Origin of the sequence: Rhodococcoides fascians A25f (assembly GCF_000760935.2) — a bacterium.
In the GTDB taxonomy this organism is placed as follows: Bacteria; Actinomycetota; Actinomycetes; order Mycobacteriales; family Mycobacteriaceae; genus Rhodococcoides.
Genome location: NZ_CP049744.1, coordinates 53,198 through 77,694 on the forward strand (window position 1 = coordinate 53,198; position 24,497 = coordinate 77,694).

26 protein-coding genes are annotated in these 24,497 nt (G+C 64.7%); 15 read left to right on the forward strand and 11 right to left on the reverse strand.

Annotation, left to right across the window (positions count from 1 at the left end; translation table 11 throughout):
- Positions 1 to 9: 9 nt before the first annotated feature.
- The 5 genes from BH93_RS00325 to BH93_RS00345 all read left to right on the forward strand — a co-directional run bounded on the left by BH93_RS00325 (position 10) and on the right by BH93_RS00345 (position 4,405).
- Entirely contained in the window at positions 10 to 1,437 is a 1,428-nt protein-coding gene (locus BH93_RS00325; RefSeq protein ID WP_052065294.1) for a PPE domain-containing protein, read from the forward strand.
- A 17-nt stretch (positions 1,438 to 1,454) separates the two neighbouring features.
- The gene (locus BH93_RS00330; protein WP_165712594.1) at positions 1,455 to 2,186 is read left to right on the forward strand and encodes an ESX secretion-associated protein EspG; all 732 of its coding nucleotides are present in this window, start codon (positions 1,455 to 1,457) and stop codon (positions 2,184 to 2,186) included.
- A gap of 84 nt (positions 2,187 to 2,270) precedes the next feature.
- Complete coding sequence (locus BH93_RS00335; protein WP_242459080.1) at positions 2,271 to 2,870, forward strand: DUF2975 domain-containing protein; 600 nt, start codon at positions 2,271 to 2,273, stop codon at positions 2,868 to 2,870.
- Positions 2,870 to 3,097: a helix-turn-helix domain-containing protein gene (locus BH93_RS00340; RefSeq protein WP_032378705.1), complete on the forward strand. Its 228-nt coding sequence runs from the start codon at positions 2,870 to 2,872 to the stop codon at positions 3,095 to 3,097. Before BH93_RS00335 ends, BH93_RS00340 begins: the two co-directional genes overlap by 1 nt.
- A gap of 84 nt (positions 3,098 to 3,181) precedes the next feature.
- On the forward strand, positions 3,182 to 4,405 hold the full coding sequence (locus BH93_RS00345; protein ID WP_242459081.1) for a TerD family protein: 1,224 nt from the start codon (positions 3,182 to 3,184) through the stop codon (positions 4,403 to 4,405).
- Here the strand turns inward: BH93_RS00345 and BH93_RS00350 are convergent.
- The gene (locus BH93_RS00350; protein ID WP_052065351.1) at positions 4,380 to 5,831 is read right to left on the reverse strand and encodes a glycosyltransferase family 87 protein; all 1,452 of its coding nucleotides are present in this window, start codon (positions 5,829 to 5,831) and stop codon (positions 4,380 to 4,382) included. The two genes, BH93_RS00345 and BH93_RS00350, sit on opposite strands and share 26 nt — an antisense overlap.
- 113 nt (positions 5,832 to 5,944) lie before the next feature.
- On the reverse strand, positions 5,945 to 8,032 hold the full coding sequence (locus BH93_RS00355) for a transglycosylase domain-containing protein (RefSeq protein ID WP_037175019.1): 2,088 nt from the start codon (positions 8,030 to 8,032) through the stop codon (positions 5,945 to 5,947).
- On the opposite strand from BH93_RS00355, the gene BH93_RS00360 reads away from it, so the two are divergent.
- A complete protein-coding gene (locus BH93_RS00360) occupies positions 7,983 to 8,246 on the forward strand; it encodes a hypothetical protein (RefSeq protein ID WP_165712581.1) in 264 nt (87 codons plus the stop codon). The two genes, BH93_RS00355 and BH93_RS00360, sit on opposite strands and share 50 nt — an antisense overlap.
- Before the next feature lie 518 nt (positions 8,247 to 8,764).
- Here the strand turns inward: BH93_RS00360 and BH93_RS00365 are convergent.
- Positions 8,765 to 9,175, reverse strand: a complete 411-nt coding sequence (locus BH93_RS00365) for a DUF5318 family protein (RefSeq protein WP_230592444.1) — start codon at positions 9,173 to 9,175, stop codon at positions 8,765 to 8,767.
- Between the two features lie 121 nt (positions 9,176 to 9,296).
- Here BH93_RS00365 and BH93_RS00370 point away from each other — a divergent pair, with 121 nt between their 5' ends.
- From BH93_RS00370 to BH93_RS00395, 6 genes are all read left to right on the forward strand, one after another.
- On the forward strand, positions 9,297 to 10,112 hold the full coding sequence (locus BH93_RS00370) for a DUF1707 SHOCT-like domain-containing protein (protein ID WP_242459082.1): 816 nt from the start codon (positions 9,297 to 9,299) through the stop codon (positions 10,110 to 10,112).
- Positions 10,113 to 10,137: 25 nt separating this feature from the next.
- Positions 10,138 to 10,980, forward strand: a complete 843-nt coding sequence (locus tag BH93_RS00375; RefSeq protein WP_037175018.1) for a DUF1707 SHOCT-like domain-containing protein — start codon at positions 10,138 to 10,140, stop codon at positions 10,978 to 10,980.
- A 122-nt stretch (positions 10,981 to 11,102) separates the two neighbouring features.
- Positions 11,103 to 11,315, forward strand: coding sequence for a hypothetical protein (locus BH93_RS00380; RefSeq protein ID WP_155291036.1), 213 nt, complete (start codon positions 11,103 to 11,105; stop codon positions 11,313 to 11,315).
- 12 nt (positions 11,316 to 11,327) lie between these two features.
- Positions 11,328 to 12,329 (forward strand): ArsR/SmtB family transcription factor, encoded by a 1,002-nt coding sequence (locus BH93_RS00385; RefSeq protein WP_052065292.1) that lies wholly within the window; start codon positions 11,328 to 11,330, stop codon positions 12,327 to 12,329.
- 163 nt (positions 12,330 to 12,492) lie between these two features.
- Positions 12,493 to 13,083 carry a PadR family transcriptional regulator gene (locus tag BH93_RS00390; RefSeq protein WP_032378711.1) on the forward strand — a complete coding sequence of 197 codons (591 nt, stop codon included), beginning with the start codon at positions 12,493 to 12,495 and terminating at the stop codon, positions 13,081 to 13,083.
- Positions 13,076 to 14,158 carry an inositol-3-phosphate synthase gene (locus BH93_RS00395; RefSeq protein WP_032378712.1) on the forward strand — a complete coding sequence of 361 codons (1,083 nt, stop codon included), beginning with the start codon at positions 13,076 to 13,078 and terminating at the stop codon, positions 14,156 to 14,158. Before BH93_RS00390 ends, BH93_RS00395 begins: the two co-directional genes overlap by 8 nt.
- A 142-nt stretch (positions 14,159 to 14,300) precedes the next feature.
- Here the strand turns inward: BH93_RS00395 and BH93_RS00400 are convergent, their stop codons facing one another.
- Positions 14,301 to 14,651, reverse strand: a complete 351-nt coding sequence (locus BH93_RS00400; RefSeq protein WP_037175017.1) for a nuclear transport factor 2 family protein — start codon at positions 14,649 to 14,651, stop codon at positions 14,301 to 14,303.
- Positions 14,652 to 14,759: 108 nt separating this feature from the next.
- On the opposite strand from BH93_RS00400, the gene BH93_RS00405 reads away from it, so the two are divergent.
- Positions 14,760 to 15,179: an MmcQ/YjbR family DNA-binding protein gene (locus tag BH93_RS00405; RefSeq protein WP_037175016.1), complete on the forward strand. Its 420-nt coding sequence runs from the start codon at positions 14,760 to 14,762 to the stop codon at positions 15,177 to 15,179.
- Complete coding sequence (locus BH93_RS00410; protein ID WP_037175015.1) at positions 15,170 to 16,054, forward strand: LysR family transcriptional regulator; 885 nt, start codon at positions 15,170 to 15,172, stop codon at positions 16,052 to 16,054. Before BH93_RS00405 ends, BH93_RS00410 begins: the two co-directional genes overlap by 10 nt.
- Here BH93_RS00410 and BH93_RS00415 read toward each other — a convergent pair.
- The 4 genes from BH93_RS00415 to BH93_RS00430 are packed head-to-tail and all read right to left on the reverse strand — an operon-like array spanning position 16,038 to position 19,367.
- Complete coding sequence (locus BH93_RS00415) at positions 16,038 to 16,211, reverse strand: hypothetical protein (protein WP_165430164.1); 174 nt, start codon at positions 16,209 to 16,211, stop codon at positions 16,038 to 16,040. The genes BH93_RS00410 and BH93_RS00415 overlap by 17 nt on opposite strands.
- Positions 16,208 to 17,029: a carbohydrate ABC transporter permease gene (locus BH93_RS00420; protein WP_032367661.1), complete on the reverse strand. Its 822-nt coding sequence runs from the start codon at positions 17,027 to 17,029 to the stop codon at positions 16,208 to 16,210. The genes BH93_RS00415 and BH93_RS00420 overlap by 4 nt, the downstream gene beginning before the upstream one ends.
- Positions 17,026 to 18,072, reverse strand: coding sequence for a carbohydrate ABC transporter permease (locus tag BH93_RS00425; RefSeq protein ID WP_176457401.1), 1,047 nt, complete (start codon positions 18,070 to 18,072; stop codon positions 17,026 to 17,028). Before BH93_RS00425 ends, BH93_RS00420 begins: the two co-directional genes overlap by 4 nt.
- A 14-nt stretch (positions 18,073 to 18,086) precedes the next feature.
- Positions 18,087 to 19,367 carry an ABC transporter substrate-binding protein gene (locus tag BH93_RS00430; protein ID WP_032378716.1) on the reverse strand — a complete coding sequence of 427 codons (1,281 nt, stop codon included), beginning with the start codon at positions 19,365 to 19,367 and terminating at the stop codon, positions 18,087 to 18,089.
- Between the two features lie 189 nt (positions 19,368 to 19,556).
- Between BH93_RS00430 and BH93_RS00435 the strand changes: the two genes are divergently transcribed.
- The gene (locus tag BH93_RS00435) at positions 19,557 to 20,375 is read left to right on the forward strand and encodes a DUF2786 domain-containing protein (RefSeq protein WP_037175228.1); all 819 of its coding nucleotides are present in this window, start codon (positions 19,557 to 19,559) and stop codon (positions 20,373 to 20,375) included.
- Here the strand turns inward: BH93_RS00435 and BH93_RS00440 are convergent, their stop codons facing one another.
- From BH93_RS00440 to BH93_RS00450, 3 genes are all read right to left on the reverse strand, one after another.
- Entirely contained in the window at positions 20,376 to 21,188 is an 813-nt protein-coding gene (locus tag BH93_RS00440; RefSeq protein WP_080739123.1) for a MerR family transcriptional regulator, read from the reverse strand. It lies immediately after the preceding gene.
- A gap of 295 nt (positions 21,189 to 21,483) precedes the next feature.
- Positions 21,484 to 22,749, reverse strand: a complete 1,266-nt coding sequence (locus BH93_RS00445) for an MDR family MFS transporter (RefSeq protein WP_037175014.1) — start codon at positions 22,747 to 22,749, stop codon at positions 21,484 to 21,486.
- Positions 22,746 to 24,497 (reverse strand): ABC transporter permease subunit, encoded by a 1,752-nt coding sequence (locus BH93_RS00450; protein ID WP_197914513.1) that lies wholly within the window; start codon positions 24,495 to 24,497, stop codon positions 22,746 to 22,748. The genes BH93_RS00445 and BH93_RS00450 overlap by 4 nt, the downstream gene beginning before the upstream one ends.

Genomic DNA, 24,497 nt, shown 5'->3' on the forward strand with positions numbered 1-24,497 from the left:
GGGGTGGGTATGGCGGATCCGTATGCAGAACTCCAACAGCAGGTGCAGGCCATCATCGATCACGGGCCTGCAGCCGGCTTCGGGCCTGAGGCCGTCAATTCGCTCATCGAGAACACGTTCTCGAAGAAGAACGGTTCGTACGGATACGAGGGCGAGTACGAGCCGAACGAGGTCGTGGTCACCGAGTCGTTCGACGTGATGAAGCACGCGGAGATCGTGCAGAAGGTCAACACGCTCGCCGCGGAGTCGATATCGACGTCGTCGCAGAACTGGAACGACCTGGCCGCCGCAGCCACCGAAGGATCCGACAGTTTCCGGAACGGGATCGAAGGCGCGATGAGTTCCGGCTGGTCGGGTCCCACCTCGGCGGCCGTGCGGGGTGGGATCGGCGACTACACGTCCTCGGCCACGGCGCTGTCCACTGCCATGACGATGATCAGCAACAAACTGCTGGAGGCGCACGCAGGATTCACCCAGACCAGGGCTGCCGTACCTCCGATCGTCGACATCGGCGTCGGCGCGAGCATGCTCGAGTCGTCGTTTCCGAGCGGACTGCCGTTCGCCGATTCCATCAAGGAAATAGCGCGCCTGCACGACGAGCAAGAAGAGCAGGCACGCCAGGTCATGCGTTCGGTCTACGTGCCGGGGGTCCTGCAATCCGACGCCCAGGTTCCGGTGCTACCTGCGGCACACAACCCCGTCGCCGACGGTGGCGGTGGCGGTGGCGGTTCGACCGCAGGCTGGGGGCTCGGAGGGAGCGGCGGCGGATCCACCTCGGGTGTCGGTGCGGGGTCCGCGGGTGCAGCCGACCCGGCTGCAGCTCGGACACAACCCGGTGGTGCGGACCCTGCCGATGCCGGGCAACCAGGGATGGGATCGGGCCAGCCCGGATCCGGGCAAGCGGGATCGCTGCCGCCGGCCGACAGTGCCGGAGAGACGCGTGCCGCATCTGCTTCCGGACCCGGATCTGCCGGCGGCGCAGGTTCTGGGGGTGGCGCTGGCTCTGGGGGTGGCGCTGGCTCTGGGGGTAGCGCTGGTTCGGGGGCCGGCGCCGGTTCCGGCAGCGGCTACGGCGGCTCGGGTTACAGCGGCTCTGGTTACAGCGGCGGCTCGGGTTATGCCGGTGGATCGGGTGGCGGTTCCGGTTCGGGATACGGCGGCTCCGGTTATGGTGGCTCCGTTCTGGGCTCGCCGCTCGGCGGCACCGGGGCCACCGGCGGCGGACCGGGCGGTAGCGGATCGGGCAGCGCAGCAGCGGCCGGACGTGCAGGGGCGCACGGCACACCGGGAATGGGCGGCATGGGGGCAGGAGGCGCGAGGGGAGCCGGCGACAACGACTCCGATCATGCGACTCCCGGTTACCTGGTCGACGTCGGCAACGGTAGTGAACTGATCGGTGAGCTGCCTCTGGTCGCACCTCCGGTACTCGGCGGCTGAGCATGACGAGCTGGACCATGAACGGCATCGATTTCATGATGCTCTGCAGTCGATTCGGACGAGACCGACTGCCGTACCCCCTGGCTGTCACCGTCGACGTCGACACCGAGGACCGGTACCAACTTCTGCGGCGGGAGGCCTCGGCGAGAATCGATGCCGTACTGGACGACAACCTCGGGGCGGCTCTTCGCACCCTCGTCGATCCGGTTGTTCGCATCGAATGTCGCGGCGACACACGCGATCCCCGCAACGGAACCATCCGTGCCCACGCGGCGGTGCGCCACGATGTTGCCGCGGTGCTCACCCAACAGCCGGGACCCGACGCCACTTCGGGCGGCGCCGTCACGATCTCGTTGACCAGCCCTGCCCAGGCACCTGACCGTGTTCTCGCGTCCCTTCCAGCCAATGCGGCAGGCCGACGACCGACCATGCGACTCGAACGATCCACTGCCACAGCAACAACGGCTGGGAGGCATCTGTCCACCGCGACCCGAGGGGCCACCGCGGACGAGCAGTTCCGGACCTTCTTCCACCGCCCACGATCCGCGGCCGGTGAAGTCATCGTCGCGCGCGGTAGGACGTACGACAACCGACGCGACACCGACGCAGTCGCGTTCTTCTGGATGGACTTCGAGCGGGACGGCCGATACATCGTCTACTCCGAGGACACCATCGACATCCTGCCGGCCGATACCGCCGGCTTGGCGTCGGAGATCGGTCACCACATGGCGGTCGCGCTGCGACGGTAATGCCGGCCACCCCTTGACACCCTATCGATAAGCGATAGGTTATCGATATTCGTTGTTATCGACTATCGATATGGAGGCGGCGAGATGGCATACGGACTCGGCTCGGCACGGGCCAACAAATGGACGATGGTCTTCTACGCGGGAATCGCGGTGGTGTGGTCCGGATGGAGGCTGTGGCAGTACCACTCGTCGGACTACGTCAGCGCCACCGTCACGCCACGGGAAGGCGTGCCGACTCTCGACCTGTTCGGCGGACAGTTGCAATCAGGGAACGTCATCGAGCTCAGTGTCGCCAAAAGCGACGTCCAGCGACTCATCGGGATGATCGACTTCATGAGGTACGGCGAGATCGTAGCCGGCGGAATCGTGATCTTGGTGGGAATCTTCTTCGCGTACCGATTCTTCGACAATGTCATCAAAGAAACCCCGTTCAGCGTCGGTGCCAGCATCGATCTCGTCGTGGTTGCCGTCTGCCTGGTTCTGTACCCGGTCATCACCGGAGGCCTCCGAGTGATGAGTACCAACGCAATTCAGGCCGCACTCGAGACGACCGAGGTCACCGATACTGCACGGAGCCTGGGCTCATTCTGGCTGGCCGTGATCGTGGCACTTGTCCTGCAATTCGTCTACGCAGTCCTTCGACAAGGCTCCAAGCTCGCTCGCGATGCCGAAGGCCTGGTCTGATGGCGGAGGAGTTCGTCGACCATCTGGTCGTCTGCCATTTGGGCGAGATCCTCGACGCCCGCGGCATGACGCTCGCCGAGCTCTCGCGTCTCGCCGGAGTCAGCGTCGTGAATCTCTCGGTGCTCAAGAACGACCGGGCCAAGGCCATCCGATTCTCGACCCTCACCGCGGTGTGCCGAGTGCTCGGCTGCACACCGGGCGACCTGTTCACCCTGCGCCAGATCTGACGTCCGCTCGGCCACAGCAGTCGGACAAATCGAACAAGTACATTGGATGACGGTAACCAGCACTTCGAGAGAGAGTCCATCACATTGTCTGCTCCGGCCGGTCAACCGTTGTCCAAGGGTCAGAACGGCCCCCTCACCGTCGGTGACGTCGTCGTCTCCATCGCGTTGGCCGTGCCCGCGGACCTGTCTGCACTACTGGTCACCGACGCCGGGAAGGTTCGGACGGACGCAGACTTCGTGTTCTTCAACCAGCCCACCGGCCCCGGCGTACGCCTCGAGCCCGGCCAGGGCGGTCCGGCCCGGCTGGCAGTCTCGCTCGCCGCCGTTCCCACAGACATCGAACAGATTCGCGCGGTCATCACCCTCGACGACGCGTCGAGCAACTTCGGTCGATCCACCGCTCCCGTCGCGCGGGTCAGCGACACGGCTGGAAACGTGTTGTACGAGTACACCATCGACGGGTTGAGCTCGGAATCGATCGTGATCGCACTCGAGATATACCGTCGCCAGGGCAGCTGGAAGGTGCGAGCCGTCGGGCAGGGTTACGCGGGCGGATTCGCCGCATTGGTGACCGACCACGGTGTGTCCGTCGACGACGCCCCTGCTCCGGCACCGACGCCTCCTCCCGCTCCCGCCACTCCACCGCCTCCCGCTGCCCCGCCGGCATCTCCCGCCGCACCGGTCCGCACCGAGGCACCGGAAGTCAGCCTCACCAAGGCCAAGCCCGTCAGCCTCACCAAGGGCCAGAAGGTCACTCTCCGCAAGGACGGCGGCGTGGCCCTGACGGTCATTCGCATGGGCTTGGGCTGGGACCCGGTGACCACTCCCAAGAAGGGCGGCCTCTTCGGCGGCGGCGGCAGCGCCGCGAACATCGACCTGGACGCGTCCGCGATCATGCTCGCGGACCGCAACGTCAACGATGTCGTCTACTACGGTCAGCTCAAAGCCAAGGACGGCTCGATCGTGCACCAGGGCGACAACCTCACCGGTGAGGGCGAGGGGGACGACGAGGTGATCGTGGTCGACCTGACGCGGGTACCCAAGCACGTGACCGGCATCGTCTTCACCGTCACGTCGTACCGCGGTCAGACGTTCGAGCAGGTAGCCAACGCATTCTGCCGCCTGGTGGACAACACGACCAACACCGAGCTGGCGCGGTTCACCCTGCAGGGCGGCATGCCGTTCACCGGCTTGGTGATGGCCAAGGTGTATCGCCAGGGCAGTGAATGGAAACTACAGGCCATCGGTGACGGCATTCAGGCCAAGCACGCCGGTGAAGCCGTCAAACAGCTCGGCCGCTATATGTGACCGTGCGGGCAGTAGTCGTCCGATCTGCAGCGCCGTCGAGAACGCCACCGAGCGGGTCGACGGCGCTGCCGTTTCGAATGAGGTCTTCGGAGGGCCGGTAGATCTGTCGAATGATCAACGCGCACAACCCGATCACGGCGACATCGCGCACCACGACAGCTGCGGTGAACCACTGTTCGGGCACACCCTTGTTCTCCACGCCCAGGTAGTAGTACATCCGTGGAAACCAGACGAATGCGTCGATTGTCATCCACGCCAACAGTATTCGGCGATGCGGTAGTGCCAGTACGGCCAGTGGAACCAGCCACAGCGAATACTGCGGGCTCCACACCTTGTTGGTGAGCAGGAAGCCGGCCACCACCAGGAACACCAACTGCGCGAGCCGCGGCCGCACCGGGGCCGTAGTGCCGATGTAGGCGATCACCGCACACACGATGGCGAACAACACCAGCGTCACGGCATTGAGGATCAAGGGCTTGGCACCTGCGTACAGCGGACCGTCGAAACCGGGCCAGCCGGTGAACGAGGTGACCACGTTGTACAGCGAATCCGGATCGGCCCCGCGCTCGGAGTTGAGCCGGAAGAACTCGTACCATCCCGACGGATACAGCAGTGCGAGAGGAAGATTGACGGCGAGCCAGGCTCCGATCGCGGCGCCGGCGGTCAGGCCCCACTCGCGCATCCGTCCGGTGCGCCAGCACAGCACCAACAGCGGACCGAGGAACAACAGGGGATAGAGCTTGGTGGCACCGCCGAACCCGATCAGCACACCGGCGAGAACCGGCCGCTTCTTGGCCCATGCCAACAGACCGGTGAGCGCGAAAGCGGCTGCCAGAGCGTCGAAATTGGTGAAGCCGTGCACGATCACCAGCGGCGACGCAGCCACCAGGGCCGCGTCCCAGATTCGCCGTCCGGCGGCTATTGCCGTGGCCCATACGGTGACCAGCCAGGCGACGGCCAGCCCCAGGGCAACCACGTTGAAATACACGACGACGGGCAGGGCCTGGGGAAGGAAACTCAGCGAGTTCCACGTCTTCCCGACGACCATCGAGCCGTACTGGTACAGCCCCGCAAGCACCGGGTACTCCATGTACCGAACCTGGGTCGAGCCGTCGGCCTTGGTTTCTTCCCAGGACTTCTTGTACGGGAACGCACCTTGGTCGAGTCGCTCGGCACCGTAGAGCGGAACGGTGTCCGAGTAGCACATCGCCACGTACTGCCGGCTGCCACTCCAATCCAGTCCGAGCTCACCGCCCGGGCCCACCGGAGCCTGCTGAATGCACGCGGCTTTCGCGAACCAACCGAAGCACAGAAAAATCACCGCCAGCAGCAGGATCACCCGCAATGCGGTGAACCACCGTTGCCGTCCGATCACCGCGTGCCGTCCGACGGGACCGCCGATGACCGAGGACAGTTCCTCGGCCATCGGATCGGTCCGACTGGGCAGATCTCGGCCCGCTACGCTCGCCGAGTCGAGGCGACCGGGGCTCGCCAATGGTCGACCCTTACGGTCGGGTTCGGTCGTCACCGGTGAAGTCGCTACTGCCCGGGTGTAGCCGGTTCGGGCGCTGCCGGTGCTGGTGCCGGCTCAGCCGGTGCCAATCCGGGCAGCGGGATCGTCACGCCGGGCAGAATTTCGACCTGCCGTGGAGTGATGACGACCGGTGGGGAGATTTCCGTAGGAATCGGCAATGTCACCTGCGGCGGAGCGGACGGTGCCGCCGTGGTAGTCGGAGCGGGCGCCGAGTACTGCGGGACGCCTGCCTGACCGGCGATGGCCTCGGGCGTCGGGAACGTCTCGTTCGAGGTGCCCTCCAGCGTCCCGTCCATCGTCGCCTTCCAGATGTCCGACGGTATGCCCGATCCGTAGATCGGACCGCCGTAACTGTTCTCGAGCGGCAGACCCTGTTCGGTACCGACCCACACCGCCGTCGACAGCGACGGGGTGTAGCCGACCATCCACGCGTCCTTGTTCTGACCGGTGTCGCCGAGCTGAGCGGTACCGGTCTTGGCTGCCGACTGACGACCGCCGGCGAGGTTGTGGCCGTTGGAGTATCCGGCGATCGGACGCATCGCCGAGGTCACGTTGTCCGCGACCGCCGCCGAGACCACCTGCTGGCCCGCCTCGGGTGCACGATCGAGCAACACCGTGCCATCGGCCGTGACGACCTTCTGTACGAAGTGCGGGGTGTGGTACACCCCGGACGCCGCGAGTGTCGCATAGGCAGAGGCCATATCGAGGACCCGAGATTGGTACTGACCGAGCACGATTCCGTAGTTCGGGCCCGCGTTGTCGGGCTCGGTCAACGTGGGGCCGACGCCCTCGATCTCCTGCGGGATACCGAGCTTGTGAGCCATGTCCGCGATGGCCTGCGGGCCGTTGTCCATGCCCAGCATCATGCGGTAGAAGCTCGTGTTGAGCGACCGCTTGAGGGCCTCGGCGATGGTGCAGGTTCCGCAGGATTCGCCCTCGACGTTGCTGATCTGGATGCCGTTGACGTCGAGCGAGGAGCTGTCGTACATCTTCGACAGCGGAATGCCCTGGTCCAGGGCAGCGGCCAGGCCGAACACCTTGAACGAGGAGCCGGTCTGCAGGCCCGATTGCGCGAAGTCGAATCCGCGCCCGTCCGCGCCGCCGTAGTACGAACGGACCGCGCCACTGCGTGGATCGATCGACACCGACGCCGTCCGCAGTTCCGACGGTTCGCCTTCGAGGTTCTTGTCCACGGCCTCGACCGCAGCGGCCTGCGCCTTCGCATCGATCGTCGTGGTGATCTGCAGACCCTCGGTGTTGAGGTCCTGCTCACTGACCCCGGCAGCGGACAACTCGCGCAGCACCTGGGCCTTGATCAGTCCGTTGGGACCCGCGTCGTCCGCATCGCCGGAGTCCACCTGGGAGCTGGGGATCCACGGCGGATACTGCATCGCGGCTCGCTGGGTCGCGTCGAGCTGGCCCTGCGACACCATGCCGTCGAGCACGTAGTTCCAACGCGCCTGAGCACCCGTGGGGTTGAACTCGGGATCCAGACCCGAGGGCTGCTGAATCGTCGCCGCCAGCACGGCACCTTCTTCGACCGAGAGCTGATCGACGGACTTACCGAAATACGCCGTCGACGCGGCTGCGATGCCGTACGCGCCACGACCGAAGTAGATGGTGTTCAGATAGGCCGCGAGAATGTCGTCCTTGGACCACTGCCGCGCCATCTTGGAAGAGATGACCAGCTCGCGCATCTTGCGCGTCAGCGTCCGATCGTTACCGACCAAGGCGTTCTTCACGTACTGCTGGGTGATCGTGGAACCGCCGCCTGCGCTGTCGCGTCCGAGCACGTTGTCCCGCAGAGCTCGGCCGAATCCGGTCACCGAGAATCCGGGGTTGGAGTAGAAATCGCGGTCCTCGGCCGAGAGCACGGCATTGCGTACGTGCTCCGGGATCTGGTCGATCGTCACATCGGTCCGGTTGCCCTCGGGGGGCACCACCTTGCCGATCACGCTCGTGCCGTCGGACGCAAAGACAGTGGCGACCTGGTTGGTTCTGAGGTCACCCGGACGCGGGACGTCGACCAGCGTGTACGCCACCATGAACGCCAGAATCGGCACGATCAGACCCAAGGCGATCAACGCGTACATCGTGCGCCGAACAACCCGCCACTTGGACTTCTTCTTCGTTTTCGCGGCGGGACCTCTTTCGGGCGGCTCGGGCGGTTCGCTGCCCGAGGAGCTGACTGATGGATCGTTCGGTTCGTGTGGCGGCGGGACGGATCCCGATCGGGTCACTCCGGCCGCAGCGGCTGCCGGCCCTACTGCGGAGCGCGCAGCGGGCGTGACCGGCGGCTCCCCATAGCGGCGCTCACCGGGGGGCCGACCCTGAGGCGGTAAAGGACGCTGACCGGACGCTGGTCCCGGACGCTGACCGGGCGGAGGCATCGGAGGCCGGCCCTGAGGCGGCATCGGACGCTGACCGGGCGGAGGACCGGGACGCTGCCCGGGCGGAGGCATGGGTGGCCGGCCCTGAGGCGGCATCGGACGCTGACCGGGCGGAGGTCCAGGACGCTGTCCCGGGGGAGGTCCCGGTCGCTGACCGGGGGGAGGCATCGGTGGCCGACCCTGAGGCGGCATCGGACGCTGGCCGGGCGCAGGCATCGGACGCTGACCGGGCGGCGGTGTTGGGCGACGCCCGGGCGGATCGGAATGCCTGCTGCCGCGCGGGGGTCCCGGCACGTCGGGACGCCGTCCGGAGTCGCTGCGGCCAGGTTCGTTGTTACCGGGGTTGTTGTCGTAGGGGGAACTCACGTACAGATCTCCAGTAATTTCGGCGGCCGCGTCGACTTCTCGCGAAAAGGCATCAGCCGAGCGATTGTGTCACTCACTCGCGGTACGACGGTTCGGTTGGCGGGAACCCGATCGCGGGCGACGGGGTTGCTTGGGTGCGGGGACGGCCCCGAGGACATAGGACTGGACGAGGTGGTTCCAGCTGCAGGAGCGGCACACCTCGACCACGTGGACCGAGAATTCCTCCTGGGTCGCAGCGAGCCGGACGAGTTCGTCGGCCGTTCTCGCCGACCCGGACAGCGCACCGAGCTTCTCACCGAAAACCCAGGACACCAAGGTGAGCTGCTCTTTGCGGCAGATGGGGCACACCACATCACTACCGCGTCCGTGGAACTTGGCAGCGCGGAGCAGGTACGGATCCGCGTCGCAGACCGCCGCGACACCCGTCCTACCGGAGTAGACCTCGGCCAGCAGCGACCGACGCTGAAGGGCGTAGTCCACCACCTGTCGCTGAAGTCGCACGAGGACCAGAGTACGTGCGCCCCCTCCGATGGGGACCTGCGAACCCCCGCCTCGGCGACGAGCGGCTCCCCTTTCGGGCCCGAGAAACTATGCTCCACCTGTGCCGACGCGACTGCCGCCCACCACAAGGGCGCGTGATGTGGATCGCTCCAATACCTGCGCCACATTGGACGAGGCGCTCGCCGACGGCCAGCTGTCCGATTTCGAGCACGCGGCAAGAATCGACTTGGCCAAAGAAGCCGCGACCATCGCCGATCTGCACACCCTCATCGAGGACCTGCAGAACGACACCGACCTGCAGCCGATGGCCGATCCCATCGAGCTCAGGCATCCGATCGCGACGGCCAAGGGCTCCCGACTGGGCTTCATGACCGTCGCGGTGCCCGTGGTTGCAGCGATGGTGGCGCTCACCTTCGGTATTCGCGCTTGCTCGAGCACAGATGACCCGGCCTCGAGTCTCGGGACGGCGGGGTACAAGAATCCTGCAGTCGTCGCAGCCATCGTCGATGCCCTGCAACAGAAGATCGGCACGTCTGTTGTCGACCGGCTCGGTTTGTACGACAAGTACGCCGTCATTTCGGCACCCGCACCCGGGCTGCCACAGAAGCAAGTCAGTTACACCTACCGCGACGGCGTCATCGACGACTACGACGACAATTTCTCGAGCACGCGCGACTTCGACGAACCTCAGATCGACCTGGCGACGATCGATCTGACCACAACCGCGGGGATCATCGCCGGTGCCTCCGAGAGCCTGAACATGTCACGCATCGACAGCTACAGCGTGAGCTTCTACGGCAGCGACAACGGGCCCGAGATCTACGTCTCGGCCGAGAACACCGACCAGGAAAGCGGCAACCTCGCATTCGATCCCGCGGGCAACTTCCTGCGTGTAACTCCGTTTTCGTTCGGCTGATCATTCCCGAAAGGAAGCCCGCAACATGGACCGACGACCCGACTTTCGCGCTCGCGAAATAGACCGCGCGCTGACCGTCACCGTGCTGGATACCGCCTACGCCGACGGCCAACTCACGTTCGACGAGCACCGCCTGCGCAGCGAACGGGCGCGGGTAGCCGTCACCCTGCGCGACCTACGACGCCTGGTCTCCGACCTGCAAATCGACATCGACCTTCCCGAACCGGCTCCGCGAACCGTCGAACCGAAAAACCGGCTACTCCTGGCACTCGGCTCGGTCGTCGTCGTCGCCGTCGCACTGGTGGTGTTCCTGACGACCAGGAACGGCGAAGAACCGGTACCGGCTGTGGCCGGCGTCGCGTCCACGACAACGAGCAGAGTCGTCCCTACCGTGACGATGGACCTGCCGGTGGACGTCACGCCGATCGTTGCCCGTCCCTTCGTCTTCGACACCACGGCGGGACTCGACGATTTCAGAGAACGATACGTACAGCGTTTCGGTAGCTCACAGGTTCTCGAGGTGTTCATCCAGCTGAACAACAACCGTGCCGATGTCTATCGCCCGACGGCGGAGGGCCGGCGCGAGCGAGTGTTCGTCGCCGGAGGTTTCGAGGTGGGTCTCGATACCGAGGCTCCCGATACCGACGACGCGACCTTCGATTGGGCCACAATCGATTCTGCGATTCTGGCGGGTCTCGTTGCGGGAACACCCGAAGCCGTGGGAATACCGAACTCCGTCGTCGAGTACATCATGATCACCGAAACCCGCGGCAACCAACGCATCTCGATCAGCACCAGCAACGAAGACGCCCAAGGCGGACGCGTCGAGGCGGACTTCGCGGGCAACATCGTCTCGGTCAGCCGATAGGACGTCGCAGGTCCTGGCCTTCGACTGGAAACCACCGTCGCTTCCGCCCGAGACTTCCCGACGATGTAGGTGCCCTCTAAATCGATTCCCTGCCCGTCACCCCTGGGCGTTCAGTGAACGGCATGAACACGTTCCGAACGTTCCACCACCTGACCGCCGACCCACCCGCCGCGCTCGTCTACGCACGGATCGCGGACCTGCACGACGCGGCGCGGGCCCAGCAGATCGACCCGATCGCGCGTCGTCCGCGGCTCCTGACCCGCCTGGTCGACGCCGTACTTCGGTCGAGGCCCGACCACCGCCCACTCTTGCGGCATCGCGCGACGTCGGTCTAGCGTCGCAGCACGATGATCACCTATCGGCTCGGCGTCGACGATCTGGCTCGCGTGCGGCTGGCGTACTCGGCGATGACCGAAACGGCATTGAGTTTGTGGGCCCTGGTGCTGGGGCCGCAGGGCAGGTTTCATCTGACGCAGTGGCATGAGCAAGCCCGGAATGCCGAAGCGCACTACGACGCCGAGCTGGTGCGCGCACTCGTATCCCCTTCCGGAGCACGGATTCCCGACTTCATCACACCGCTGCCCACCGACAAACGACTCGGTCTAGAGGAGGAGTGCGAGCTGATCGCGACGTCCGATCCGACCGTCGTCGCACACGACCTCATGACTGTGTTCGAGGGTCGTCCGCCGCCGGCGGCGCTGGCCGGAGTCTTCGATGACCCGCAGGGCGCAGCGCAGGTGGTGGCCGACGCCCTCTACGACTACCACCGCGCAGTAATCGCTCCATACTGGTCGGCGATCAACCGAGTCCTGGAGTCGGACATCATCTTTCGCGGCAGAGAGTTCGCACAGCGAGGTGCGACGGGACTGTTCGACGGGCTCGGTAGCTCCATTCGGTGGCTGGACAACGGACTGTTGGAAGTGCACTTGACGACGTCGTCCGTCGGCGACGGGTCACCTGACGACCGAGGACTGGTGCTCACCCCGTCCGTTTTCACCAAGAACGTGACGGCAATCTGGAACCAGGCGTCACCCGGCCACTCGTGGCTGTCGTATCCGGCGCGCGGACAGGGAACGATGATCGGGGAGTACACCCCACTCGACCGAGGTCCTGCACTCGCGGCGTTGGTCGGAAGCGCGAAGGCCGAGCTGCTGCTCGCGCTCGCCGAGCCCGCTTCCACCTCGCAGCTCGCGCACCGGTTCTCCGTTACGCCGAGCGCCGTGTCACAGAACCTTCGGGTGTTGCGCGACAACGGACTGATCGAGGGCTCTCGACACGGCCGGTCGGTGTTGTACCGGCTCACGCCGCTCGGAACACAGATGGCGGCACAGCATCGAGGAGATCGGTAACCGACCTGACCGCTCCATCGCTCGATTCGAGCTCACGGCAGCGTCTCGGCACGACAAACCGGACACCGGCTTGTCATTCAATGTATCGGCGCGATACATTCTTCGATAGTGCAGTCAATCGCATCGCCATGTTGTGTCGTCGGAGTCGAGAAGGGGGAGTTGCATGCTCGAGCTCGCAATCCTCGGTTTGCTTCTCGAATCCCCCATGCACGGCTACGAGCTCCGCAAGCGGCTCACTGGCCTACTCGGAGCTTTTCGAGCATTTTCGTACGGATCGCTGTACCCGGCACTCCGTCGACTTCAAACCGACGGTCTCATCGCCGAGGACGCCGGTCCCGAATTGCTCGTGAAACGACGAGCAAAACGGGTGTACGTGCTCACCCCACTCGGCAGGGAACGATTTGCCGAACTGGTGGCCGACACCGGACCGCAGAACTACACCGACGACGGATTCGGCGTACATCTGGCCTTCTTCAGCCGGACCCCGGCTGAAGCTCGGGTCCGCATTCTCGAAGGCAGACGTCGCCAGGTCGAGGAGCGCCGAGAAGGCCTCCGCGACGCAGTGGCCAAGGCGAACGGGACTCTCGACCGCTACACCCGGCAGCTACACCAGCTCGGTCTCGAATCGAGCGAACGCGAGGTGCGCTGGCTCAACGAAGTCATCGCGGCCGAGCAGGCCGGCCCCAACCCAGCACCGTCCCACACAGCACCGAACCGGACAGTCAAGACAGAAGGAGAACCCGACCATGGGTGAGAACAACAACGCAATCCGCGTGGCCATTGTGGGTGTGGGCAACTGCGCCTCATCCCTGGTCCAGGGTGTCGAGTACTACAAGGACGCAGACGAGAACGCCACCGTTCCCGGCCTGATGCACGTGATGTTCGGCAAGTACCACGTCCGCGACGTCGAGTTCGTCGCCGCGTTCGACGTGGACGCCAAGAAGGTCGGCTTCGACCTCTCCGAGGCCATCTTCGCCAGCGAGAACAACACCATCAAGATCGCCGACGTGCCCCCGAGCACCGTCAGCGTCCAGCGCGGACCGACCCTCGACGGCATCGGCAAGTACTACTCCGAGACCATCGAGATCTCCGACGCCGAGCCCGTCGACGTTGCACAGGCCCTTCGTGACGCCAAGGTGGACGTGCTCGTGTCCTACCTCCCCGTCGGATCCGAAGAAGCCGACAAGTTCTACGCACAGGCATCCATCGACGCAGGCGTCGCCTTCGTCAACGCACTGCCCGTCTTCATCGCCAGCGATCCCGTCTGGGCCAAGAAGTTCGAGGACGCAGGCGTCCCCATCGTCGGCGACGACATCAAGAGCCAGGTCGGTGCCACCATCACCCACCGCGTCATGGCGAAGCTGTTCGAGGACCGCGGCGTGCAGCTCGACCGCACCATGCAGCTCAACGTCGGCGGCAACATGGACTTCCTCAACATGCTCGAGCGCACCCGCCTCGAGTCGAAGAAGATCTCCAAGACCCAGGCCGTGACGTCGAACCTCCAGAAGGAGTTCAACGCCAAGGACGTCCACATCGGACCGTCGGACCACGTCGGCTGGCTCGACGACCGCAAGTGGGCCTACGTCCGCCTCGAAGGCCGCGCCTTCGGTGACGTTCCCCTCAACCTCGAGTACAAGCTCGAAGTCTGGGACTCGCCCAACTCCGCCGGCGTCATCATCGATGCTGTCCGCGCCGCCAAGATCGCCAAGGACCGCGGCATCGGTGGACCGGTCATCCCGGCTTCCGCATACCTGATGAAGAGCCCGCCGAAGCAGCTGGCCGACGACGTCGCCCGCGAGCAGCTCGAAGCGTTCATCATCGACGCATAAGCGCCTGCGGCAGTGGTGTGACCGAGTGCCCCCAGCGGCACTCGTCCGCACCACTACGCAAAACGCCCGCCGGTCCACCAGATGTGACATTGACCCCCGAAAGGGCCACCAAATGTCACATCGAGTGCCGGCGGGCGTTCGCTTATCCCGCGGCGATGATGTCGCGCGGATCGAATGTCACCTTGATTTCCATGATTTTTCCGTTCTCGATTCGCTGCCAATTCGCGGTCGAGGCCGGCGGTGCGATCGACGTGTGCAGGTCGAACCACGTCAGTACGTTCGGGCCATCCACGAAGACGTGCGCGATATCGATATCGGTCACGATCTGCGACATTCCCTTCAATCCGGCCACACATTCGGCACCGCTGGCCGCTGTGCCGAGTGGCCCGCGAAACGTTGCGTTCTCGTGCAGGATCGTCGCCAGGGTGTCGAAATCTTTGCCCTTCCAGGCCTCGAAGTAGGTCGCAGCAATTTCTTCGGGTGTCGGTGTCATGACTTCGAGTCTCGAACGAGCAGAGTCAGAAGTCCAACAGTTGGTTCCGATAAAGCCTAGAAGTTCTACTCATAGCCGCAGCTAGACAACACGCGCTATCGTTCTCGAGTGGCCATCGATCCCACCTCCCAACATCCGGTCCTCGAACGCGTCCGGACACTGGCGTTCGCCTACCCCGACGTGACCGAGAAAATTTCCCACGGCAGGCCGACGTTCCGTACATCCACGGTGTTCGCCTACTTCGGCGGTGGCGTCAAAGGTGGTGACCAGTTCGATCTGTCGATTCTGGTCAAATGCGAGAGCGCCGAGGAGCAGCGGGCCTGCGAGCTCGAACCGCGCTACTTCCATCCCGCCTACCTCGGTCCATCACGATGGGTGGGCTTCGACCTGTCCGATGCCGACGACGACGTCTGGGCCGAAGCCGCCGAACTGATCGACTGCAGCTACCGCGTCACTGCACCGAAGCGCACTGTGGCGAGGCTCGACGTCGGCGAGGGTCCGAATCTTGGAGTCCAGCAATGGAACTGAGACAACTCGAATACTTCGTGGCCGTCGCAGAGGAAGCGAACTTCACCCGAGCCGCGGCCCGCGTGCATATCAGTCAGTCGGGGGTCAGCGCTCAGATCCGTTCGCTCGAAAGAGAACTCGGCGCCGAGTTGATCGACAGATCCGGCGGCACAGCCACGTTGACGACGGCCGGCAAGGCTGCATTGACGCAGGCTCGCGCCACATTGGCCGCAGCCGGATCCGTCAAACAGTCCGTCGACGACGTGACCGGGCTACTGCGCGGCTCACTGAGCATCGGTATGGTCACCGCCTGCACCGTTCCACAACTGTTCGACGCCTTGGCGCGCTTCCACGCGGCTCATCCCGGCGTCGAACTTGCACTACGCGAGGACAATTCGGATCGCCTGGTGGCCGCTGTTCGCGCGGGAGATATTGATCTCGCGCTGGTAGGTGTCGCCGCCCGCAGCCCCGACGGGCTCGAATCGATGGTCGTGATCGACGAGCGGATCGTCGCAGCCGTTCCGGCGGAGCATCCACTGGCGGCGCAGCAGGAAGCGACACTCGCCGAGGTGTGCGAGTACCCGGTCGTCGCCTTACCATCGGGTACCGGCATTCGTGCGGTGTTCGACAGGGACTGCTATGGAGTAGGTCTGACTCCGTCGATCACATTGCAGGCCAGTGCACCTGACGCGGTGGCCGACCTCGCAGCCCGCGGTCTGGGGGTGGGGATCCTCAGCCGATCGATGGCGGAGTTCTACGGCGACAAGCTCGTCGCAGTCGAGCTGACCGACTCACACACCGCCGCCATGTTGGCCCTGGTGTGGCGCAGTGCGATGAGTCCTGCACTGACCGAACTGGTGTCCGTGGCGACGGCGAGTTTCAGCGAATCCTCTTGACGACGAACCACAGTGCAACAAGCAGACCGAGCAACGTCACGGACGGTAGTACGCCGGGATTTCCTCCGATGATCCCGGCTACGGCGAAACCGAGAGCTACCAGCGCGAAGAACCCGAGGATCCCCGCGAGCAGCTGAAGGTGGTCCTGCGCCGTCACGACTTGACGCCGCCCGCCGTCAGTCCGGAGATGATGCGGCGCTGGAACAGCAGCACCATGATCACCAATGGAATCGCAACGATGGTGCCCGCGGCCATGATCGCGGCGTACGGCACCACCAGCGGATCGTTGCCGGTGAACCGCGCGATGGCCACGGTCACCGGTTCGGTCTTGTCACTCGAGAGCTGACTGGCCAGCAGGTACTCGTTCACTGCTGCGATGAACGCGAGGATCGCGGTGGTGAACAAGGCAGGTGCGGCAAGTGGGAGCATCACCAGGCGGAATGCCTGGAAACGTCCGGCACCGTCGATCCGCGCGGCTTCTTCGAGTTCCCAGGGCAATTCGGCGAAGAACGCCGCCAGCGTATAGATCGTCAACGGCAGGACGAACGAGATGTTGGGGATCACCATCGCCTGGTAACTGCCGATCCACCCGATGTTGGTGAAGAACTGGAACAGCGGGGTCACCAACGCGACGACGGGGAACATCGACGCCCCCAGGATGATGCCCGTCACCACGTACTTGAAGCGAAAGTCGATGCGGGAGAGCGCGTATGCCGTGAAGATGCCGATGACCAACGCGATCAGCGTGGTCGCGCCGCCCACGATCAGACTGTTGCCCACCGCACGCAGGAAATTGTTGCCGTTCGCCGTCGACAACGCGTTCTCGAAATTTTCCCACGTGACATGGGTCGGCCAGGGCGTCGTGTCGAAGGTGTAGCGCGGGTCGCGGAATGCGGTGACGACCATCCAATAGAACGGTGCCAGTCCCCAGACGAGAATGACGACGACACCGAGATAGATGCGAGCCTGCTTCATCGGCCGGGCCCCTTACGCTGATTGTCCTGAGTGGCAACGGCATTGGCACCGAGGAACTTCACCAGGATGAACGCCACGACGAATATGAAAATGAACGAGATGGTCGACAACGACGCCGCGCTGTTGAATCCCTGCCGAATCTGGTCCACCACCAGAATCGAGATGGTTCGTGTCGCGGGATTGCCCTCGGTGAGGATGGCCGGCAAGTCGTACATACGCAGTGCGTCCATCGTGCGGAACAGAATTGCCACCATCAACGCGGGCTTGACCAATGGCAGCGTGATCTTGGTGAAACGCTGCCACGCCGATGCCCCGTCGACGCGAGCAGCCTCGTAGACGTCGGCGGGAATCATCTGCAACCCGGCCAGAATCAGCAGCGCCATGAACGGTGTCGTCTTCCACACGTCGGCGATGATGACCGCAAAACGAGCGGGCCATGCGTCGCCGGTCCACAGAATGTTCGTTCCCAGAATGCGATTGGCGATGCCGTCGTACGCGAAGATGAAGTACCAGAGCTTGGCCGTGACCGCCGTCGGGATAGCCCAGGGGATCAGGATTGCCGCGCGCAGCAAAGCGCGTCCGGCGAAGGTCTTGCCCATGATGACGGCCATCCCGAAGCCGATCACCACCTCGATGGACACGGTCACCACCGTGAAGAACGCTGTGTTTCCGACCGCACCCCAGAACTGAGAACCGAGAGTTCCCGGCGGGCAGGGCACCAACGTGCCCGACGCCGAGGTGCACTGCTGCAGAATCCAGTGCGTGTAGTTGTCGAAGCCGGCAGAACCACCGGTGACGAACATGCCGGTGGCGGGATCGAGACCGGGATCCTTGGAGAAGGACATCACCAGAGCTCGGATCACCGGGTAGACGATGACGATCGCGAGGATCACCATCGTCGGTGCGATCAACAGCCAAGCCCGACCCTGCGTCAGGCCGAACCGCTTGTTCTTGGACCGCACATGCCGACCGCGGCCGGGGGACGAGCCCCCGGCCGCGGTGGTTGCGGCGGCCCCACTGGTCACACCAGCAGGTACAGCCATTGGTTCTCCCGAAATCAGTTGGCGCCGGCGGTTTCGATACCGGCCTGCATGTCCGTGATCGCCTGGTCCACGCTCTTCTCACCCTTGATGGCAGCAGAAACGTTGTCCTGCACGGCCTTCGAGACGGCCGGGTAGAACGGGGTGACGGGACGCGGAACGGCGTTCTCGATGGAGGCCTTCAACGCGGGAAGGTACGGCATCGCGGCGATCAGCGCGGGATCGTCGTACAGCGACGAGAGCACGGGCGGCAAAGCACCCTCGGCGATGATGCGCTGCGCCTTCTCGCCCTGCATGAATCGCAGGAAGTCGGCCGCAGTGGCCTTGTTCTCGGAGTACGCGCTGATCGCGGCGTTGTATCCGCCGAGCGTCGAGGTGCCCACTCCGGTGACTCCGGGAAGCGGTGCGACCGCGTACTTGCCGACCACAGCCGAACCTTCTTCTGCGGCGGTGCCGTAGACGTACGGCCAGTTGCGCAGGAACAGTGTCTTTCCGTCCTGGAACGCCTGCTGGCTGTCGGACTCCTTGAAGGTGGTGTCCTGGGCCGGGATGACGCCGGTCTCGAACGCGGTGACCAGGGTCTGCAGTCCGGCCTTGGCTTCCGGGCTGTTGACGGTGGGGGTCTTGCCGTCTTCGGCCACGATCGATCCGCCGTGCGCGTTGATGATCTCCGACGCATTGGCCGTCAGACCCTCGTAGGGGGCGAATTGCCCGGCGTAGCAATCGATGTTGTTGTCGCGGGCGACCTGGCAGTCCTCGGTGAGCTCGGCCCAGGTGGTGGGTGCCTCGGGGAGCAGATCACTGCGGTAGTAGAGCAGTCCGCCGTTGGTGTTCTTCGGTGCGGCGTACTGCTTGCCGTTGTAGGTGGCACTCGCGACGGTCGCGGGCAGAACGCCTGCGTTGTCGAGTGCGAATTCGCCCTCGAGCGGCACGAGCCAGCCCTTGGCCGCGAACTCTGCGGTCCAGACGACGTCGAGTGCCATGACGTCGTAGTCGCTCTGCTGTGCCTGGAGCTGCTGAACGAAGTCGTCGTGAGCCTGGTCGGCGTCGGCGGACTGTTCCTTGAAGGTGACCTGCTCTTCGGGGTGGCTGGAGTTCCACTCCGAGACGATCTGCTGGACGACACCGGTCTCGGTGGTGTCCTGGCCCTCTACATAGGTGATAGGTCCACGGCCGTCGGCGTTTTCGGATGCAGCACCCGAATCGCCGCTCGAACCGCTGTCGCTCGAACATCCGGTGAGCGTCAGCAGCGTGGCTGCCGTTGCAACCACCGCCACCTTCGTGATCAAAGACGCCATGTGTTCTCTCCACTTACTTCTACGCGGTGGTATGCGCCCGGAGATCGGCATGCAGAATCGTGCAGTGATGCTCCCCCGACACATATGTCGATGGGTACTGTGGCACACAACTCACCTCGTGGTGGTCATTATCGCGTTCCTGAATCGGTCAACCCGGACGTGTCGGAGCTGCCCGGTACCCTTTCGCTCATGAGTTCGGACAAGATGCTGACGCGAATCGGCGGATTGCTGCGCCAGGCGGAGTCCACCGACAACCCCCACGAGGCCGAGGCCTTCATGGAGGCTGCTCAGCGTTTGGCCACGTCGGCATCGGTGGATCTCGCGGTGGCGCGTTCGCACAGCGCATCGCGCGAACGGCAGGCGACGCCTACGCAGAAGGTCATCCCTATCGGTGAACCCGGCAAGCGTGGGCTCAAGACCTACGTTCAATTGTTCGTCGCCATCGCCCATGCCAACGACGTCCAGTGCGATGTGTCCCGATCGTCGACGCAGGTGTTCGCCTACGGCTTCGACTCCGACATCGAGACCACCGAGGCCCTGTACTCCTCGCTGCTGATCCAGATGGTCCGAGCGTCGGACGCGTACATCAAATCCGGTGCCTACAAATCCGAGACGGCCATCCGTACCGTCACCGAGATCAAGAATCGCCGACGCTACACCCGTCGCGAGGAAGTGCCCGTCGCTGCCGTGACGGCACGACTGAACTTTCAGACCGCGTTCGCAGCCCGCATCGGTCATCGACTGGGCGAAGTGAAGAAAGACACCGAGGCAAAAGCGATCGCTCAGGAACAGCAGGGTGCCGGTACCGCATTGGTGTTGCGCAACAAGGAGGTCGAGCTACGCGACTACTATCGGCAGACGTCGACTGCGCGAGGACACTGGCGGGGTCAGAGCGCGAACGCCGGGTACTCCGAGGGTGCCCGCAAGGCCGGAGATCGAGCGGGACGAAACGCGAAGATCGGTGCGCACGCCGAACTCGACGGCGCAAGCCGACAGCTGGGTCGCTGATCAAGGCGCGTTCGACGTCGCCGTGAACACCGGCCATCCGATTTTCGTGCGCCACAACGTCGAGTTACCGGTATCACGCGGACCGACGACGTAGACCTCGCGTACCGGTCCCGCGATGGCGAGGCCATTGGTCTCGACGTACACCCCGAGCGCGCCGTACGTGACGTCGATGTCGTCGTGAGGTCCGTGGTGGACCGTCACGGCAAGTTCATTGGGCTGCAACGTCATCGGACGAATTCGGCCGACGGACGGTGCCATCGAAGCGGGGACGTACACGGTCATCACCCCGCGACCTTCGGTGAACAGCTCGTTGTCGTACAGCCCACCCGGTGGTCCGGTGACGTCGGAGACGACTGCGTCGATCTCGGCCATCGCGTCGGAGTACCACACCAGCGCCTCGGACGCGTCGACCATCTCGGAAACTGCTGCGACCGAACACTGTTCGGTGAGTATGCGCTGGACCTCGATAGTCGGCGGGGTCGGATCCAATAACCGGCGAAGTGCCGTCACCGCTGATCGGGTGTCGTCCAACTGCCTCTCGAGCCGAGTGAGGTGCTCGGTGATCAACCGGGCCCGGGCGTCGGGATCCGGTGTGGTGACGATCGCCCGCACCTCCCTCTCCGGCATCTGCATGCTGCGGAACCGTCTGATGATCTGCGCCGTTGCGACCTGTTCGGTGTCGTAGTACCGGTAGCCCGAATAGTCGTCGACGGTCGCAGGCTCGAGCAGACCCGACTCGTGATAGCGCCGCAGCGTCTTGACCGACAGGTGCGTGATCCGAGAGAACTCGCCGATCGTCAGCAATCCGTTCATGCCGACATTCTCACCCCTCCCGGTGGGGGAGAGTGGACTCTCCCTGTCTGGGAGTGGTGCTGGGTTCGTGACCGAATCACAGATCATCGGCCGCTACTTCGAGCTCGCGACATCGACGGACTCGGGTGTGGCCGGTCGTTCGGCGAACGCGCGCGCGTTCGCCAGGTGCGCGCAGATTCGCATCGAATCGGAAGCGAACTCGCTCGCGTATGACCAACGCGCGCGCGTTTGCGGGAATGGGGAAGCGGGCGATCGGGGCTGCGGATATGGGGAAGCGGGCGATCGGGGCTGCGGGTCAGTCCAGACGCTTCAGCACCACGCGAAGGCCGACGACGCTGGCGATGGGGAACAGCGCCGCGACCAACCATGGGATGGCTGCACCCCAACCGGTGTCGGGGGAGGCGTCGATCACCGCGCCGAGGGCAATCGATCCGATCAGTACTCCGATGCCACCGAGTGAGGCCATGAAGCCGTAGTACGAGCCCAGTCGACGTTCGGCGGCCATGCGCGGCACCAGGTCCCGCGCCTGGGGCATGGCGATCATCTGGCCCAGAGCGAGAAGCAGCACGAACAGTGCCGCCGGGACCAGACCGACCCATCCGTGCAGTTCGAGCGGCGCGGCAACAGCTACGAGAACGAAAGACGCTGCCATGACGGCGAATCCGATCGGCAGCGTGAGACGCGGTGCCGTACCCGCGACGCGTCGGGTGATCGGCATCTGCGCCGACACCACGAGTACCGCCGAGATCGCGAAGAACCACCCCAGTACCGTCTGCGATCCCCACGCCCGCTCCACCTCGAGTGGCAGCAGTAGATACAGCTGGTTGTAGGCAACCAGTTGCGCACTCATGGCCACCGCGAACAGCACAAAAGTTCTGTTGCGCACCACATCGGTCCATCCCGAGAGCCACGGATCGTCGCGGTGTTCGCCGGGCTCACGCGGCAACCATCTGATGTGTGCGGCAATGACGAGGACAAAAATGCCTGCGGCGACGAGGCATGCGACCCGAAAGTCGACCAACAGCAACAGTGATCCGACGAGCGGGCCGGTGAACGAGCCGATCTGGCTGCACACCGACATGAGCGCGAACGTCTCCACCCGAGTAACGGAGCCACTGCGCTCACTCTTGCCCGCCTCGATTGCGACCGCGGATTCGACTGCGGGAGAGAACAGTGCGGCAGCAAATCCGATCGATACCGTGGCGATCAGCACCGCCGGCAGCGAATCGGCGAACGCCAGGCCCACGAAGCCCGCCACCCGCAACACACAGCCGACGAGCACGACCGGCTTGATGCCCCACCGATCGGCGAGGGTGCCACCGACGAAGAACAGTCCTTGCTGCGAGAAGGTTCTGATTCCGAGCACAACTCCGACGAGCGCCGCCCCGAGTCCCAGATCGGAAGTCAGATGCACCGAGAGATACGGCAACACCATGAAAAAGCCGATGTTGAAGGTCATCTGGGTGAGTACGAGAAGTCGGACGGTGGGGGTGGCCCGCCGCAGATCGACGAGAAACGACCACCGCCATCGCGTCGGCGACTTGTCGGTCCTCGTGCTCATGTATTGCGCCCTCCTGCATCGACTTTCTCGACGACGCTACCGGTCGACCTCACTCGACCCGACGTGGCCGCCGCGAGAGATACAGCGAGAACGGCGAGGGTGATCAACGACGCCAGCGGAGCTGCCGCCACCCACGGTGCTCGCTCGACCGCTGCGACTCCGTCGGACAGGATCAACCCCCAGTCCGCCGTCGGCGGTTGCGGTCCCAGACCGAGAAATCCGAGTGCGGCCAGGGCCAGGGCGACTCCGGGCAGACGAATCATGGCGTGCCGCAGCACTACCGGAACCACAGTGGGGACGACGGACCCGAACAGGATTCTTGCGTTGCCTGCCCCGAGCGTGGGCAGGATGGAGATGTACGGCCGAGCGCGGGTTTCCTCGACGAGCGCGGCGGTGTGCGCCGCAAGCGGAGCCCACGTGACGATCAGGACCGCGACGGCCGCGCCGCCTGCGCTCGGACCCCAGATCGCCGCGATCAGAATTCCGGTGACCACCGGCGGTGCCGCGTTGGTCGCCTCGACCAGGCCCCTCGACGCGCGCGGAACCAAACCCAGCAACACACCGACCACCAGCGCCGCGAGCGTGACCGCCAGCGAGAGTCCAATCGACCGCAGTGCGCCGTCGGCGACCCGGGCCAACAGATCTCGCCCTGATGCGTCCGTTCCGAACGGGTAGGCAAGGGATGGAGCCGCGAACTTCTCCCTCGTCGTCGCCTGGCCGTCGCGTGGGAGTCCGGCAAGCACCACGACCAGCAGGACCGACGCGGCAGCGATCGGCACCAACCACCGTCGCGGTGCCGGATGGAAAACTCCGGACGGGATGGGCATAGCCTTCTCGTGCACTGCGCTGCCGAGGAGCAACCGTCGGGCAAGTTCTGCAGCGATACCAAGGGCAGCGCTGACAGCCAGCAGGAGCAGAATGTCGATCTGCAGGGCAGGAAGGTCCTGAGACTGCGCATCACCGAGGGTGGCACGACCCAATCCCGGTATGGCGAACACCTTTTCGACGGCCACCGCGCCGCCCGTCATGGCGACCATGACCAGACCGATCTGCGACGCAATACTCGGGAGTGCACGGCGCAGTACCGCGCAGGCGATCTCCGGTCGGGAGAATCCTGCGACCGTCCACGTGGTCACCCATCCCTCGGTGAAGGTGACGGCGATTGCGTCGGCGAGCAGTCGGCCGATGAGTCCGCCCGCGGGTAGCCCGAGTGCGAGTGCGGGTAGCACCGCGTACTCGGGGCCGTTCCAGCCGTACGCCGGAAAGGACAGCCACACGGCTCCGAGAAGGACGAGCCCCGACGCGAGCAGGAACTCCGGTAGCGATGTCAACGCTGCGGCGACGCCACCCCCGGTTCGTTTCGGGCAGCCGCGCAAACCTGTTCGCACACTGGGTACTACGACGAGCGCCGCCGTGACGACTGCACCCACCATCGCGAATCCCATGAGTGTGAGCGAGACCGTCAAGGCATCGAGGGCACCCGGCAGCACCGGTTGGCCTGTGTTCCAGGACGTTCCGGGATTGCCCGACGCGATGTCGGTGATCCAGTCCCAGAACAACCGCAGCGGCCCGGCATCGAGCCCGAGGTCGCGGCGAATGGCGGCCAGGGCCTCAGGTGTTGCTTCCTGCTCGGCCGACCGAGCCCGCAGAATGCTCAGTGCCGGATCGCGATTCGACAACCAGGGCAGCATCCCGACGAGAAGGACGACACCGGCGACGGCAACCAGACGTGAGGCGGTAGTGCGCAC

What these genes read in the sequence shown, in the direction of transcription:
- BH93_RS00355 (WP_037175019.1), bottom strand. Translation starts at nt 8,032, where the DNA reads ATGTACGCGTTGATCGCCTTGGGTCTGATCGTGCCGATTCTGGCGTTC.
- BH93_RS00335 (WP_242459080.1), top strand. Translation starts at nt 2,271, where the DNA reads ATGGCATACGGACTCGGCTCGGCACGGGCCAACAAATGGACGATGGTC.
- BH93_RS00325 (WP_052065294.1), top strand. Translation starts at nt 10, where the DNA reads ATGGCGGATCCGTATGCAGAACTCCAACAGCAGGTGCAGGCCATCATC.
- BH93_RS00380 (WP_155291036.1), top strand. Translation starts at nt 11,103, where the DNA reads ATGAACACGTTCCGAACGTTCCACCACCTGACCGCCGACCCACCCGCC.
- BH93_RS00330 (WP_165712594.1), top strand. Translation starts at nt 1,455, where the DNA reads ATGAACGGCATCGATTTCATGATGCTCTGCAGTCGATTCGGACGAGAC.
- BH93_RS00435 (WP_037175228.1), top strand. Translation starts at nt 19,557, where the DNA reads ATGAGTTCGGACAAGATGCTGACGCGAATCGGCGGATTGCTGCGCCAG.
- BH93_RS00360 (WP_165712581.1), top strand. Translation starts at nt 7,983, where the DNA reads ATGAACGCCAGAATCGGCACGATCAGACCCAAGGCGATCAACGCGTAC.
- BH93_RS00385 (WP_052065292.1), top strand. Translation starts at nt 11,328, where the DNA reads ATGATCACCTATCGGCTCGGCGTCGACGATCTGGCTCGCGTGCGGCTG.
- BH93_RS00395 (WP_032378712.1), top strand. Translation starts at nt 13,076, where the DNA reads ATGGGTGAGAACAACAACGCAATCCGCGTGGCCATTGTGGGTGTGGGC.
- BH93_RS00340 (WP_032378705.1), top strand. Translation starts at nt 2,870, where the DNA reads ATGGCGGAGGAGTTCGTCGACCATCTGGTCGTCTGCCATTTGGGCGAG.
- BH93_RS00425 (WP_176457401.1), bottom strand. Translation starts at nt 18,072, where the DNA reads ATGGCTGTACCTGCTGGTGTGACCAGTGGGGCCGCCGCAACCACCGCG.
- BH93_RS00375 (WP_037175018.1), top strand. Translation starts at nt 10,138, where the DNA reads ATGGACCGACGACCCGACTTTCGCGCTCGCGAAATAGACCGCGCGCTG.
- BH93_RS00390 (WP_032378711.1), top strand. Translation starts at nt 12,493, where the DNA reads ATGCTCGAGCTCGCAATCCTCGGTTTGCTTCTCGAATCCCCCATGCAC.
- BH93_RS00350 (WP_052065351.1), bottom strand. Translation starts at nt 5,831, where the DNA reads ATGGCCGAGGAACTGTCCTCGGTCATCGGCGGTCCCGTCGGACGGCAC.
- BH93_RS00400 (WP_037175017.1), bottom strand. Translation starts at nt 14,651, where the DNA reads ATGACACCGACACCCGAAGAAATTGCTGCGACCTACTTCGAGGCCTGG.
- BH93_RS00440 (WP_080739123.1), bottom strand. Translation starts at nt 21,188, where the DNA reads ATGAACGGATTGCTGACGATCGGCGAGTTCTCTCGGATCACGCACCTG.
- BH93_RS00430 (WP_032378716.1), bottom strand. Translation starts at nt 19,367, where the DNA reads ATGGCGTCTTTGATCACGAAGGTGGCGGTGGTTGCAACGGCAGCCACG.
- BH93_RS00420 (WP_032367661.1), bottom strand. Translation starts at nt 17,029, where the DNA reads ATGAAGCAGGCTCGCATCTATCTCGGTGTCGTCGTCATTCTCGTCTGG.
- BH93_RS00445 (WP_037175014.1), bottom strand. Translation starts at nt 22,749, where the DNA reads ATGAGCACGAGGACCGACAAGTCGCCGACGCGATGGCGGTGGTCGTTT.
- BH93_RS00410 (WP_037175015.1), top strand. Translation starts at nt 15,170, where the DNA reads ATGGAACTGAGACAACTCGAATACTTCGTGGCCGTCGCAGAGGAAGCG.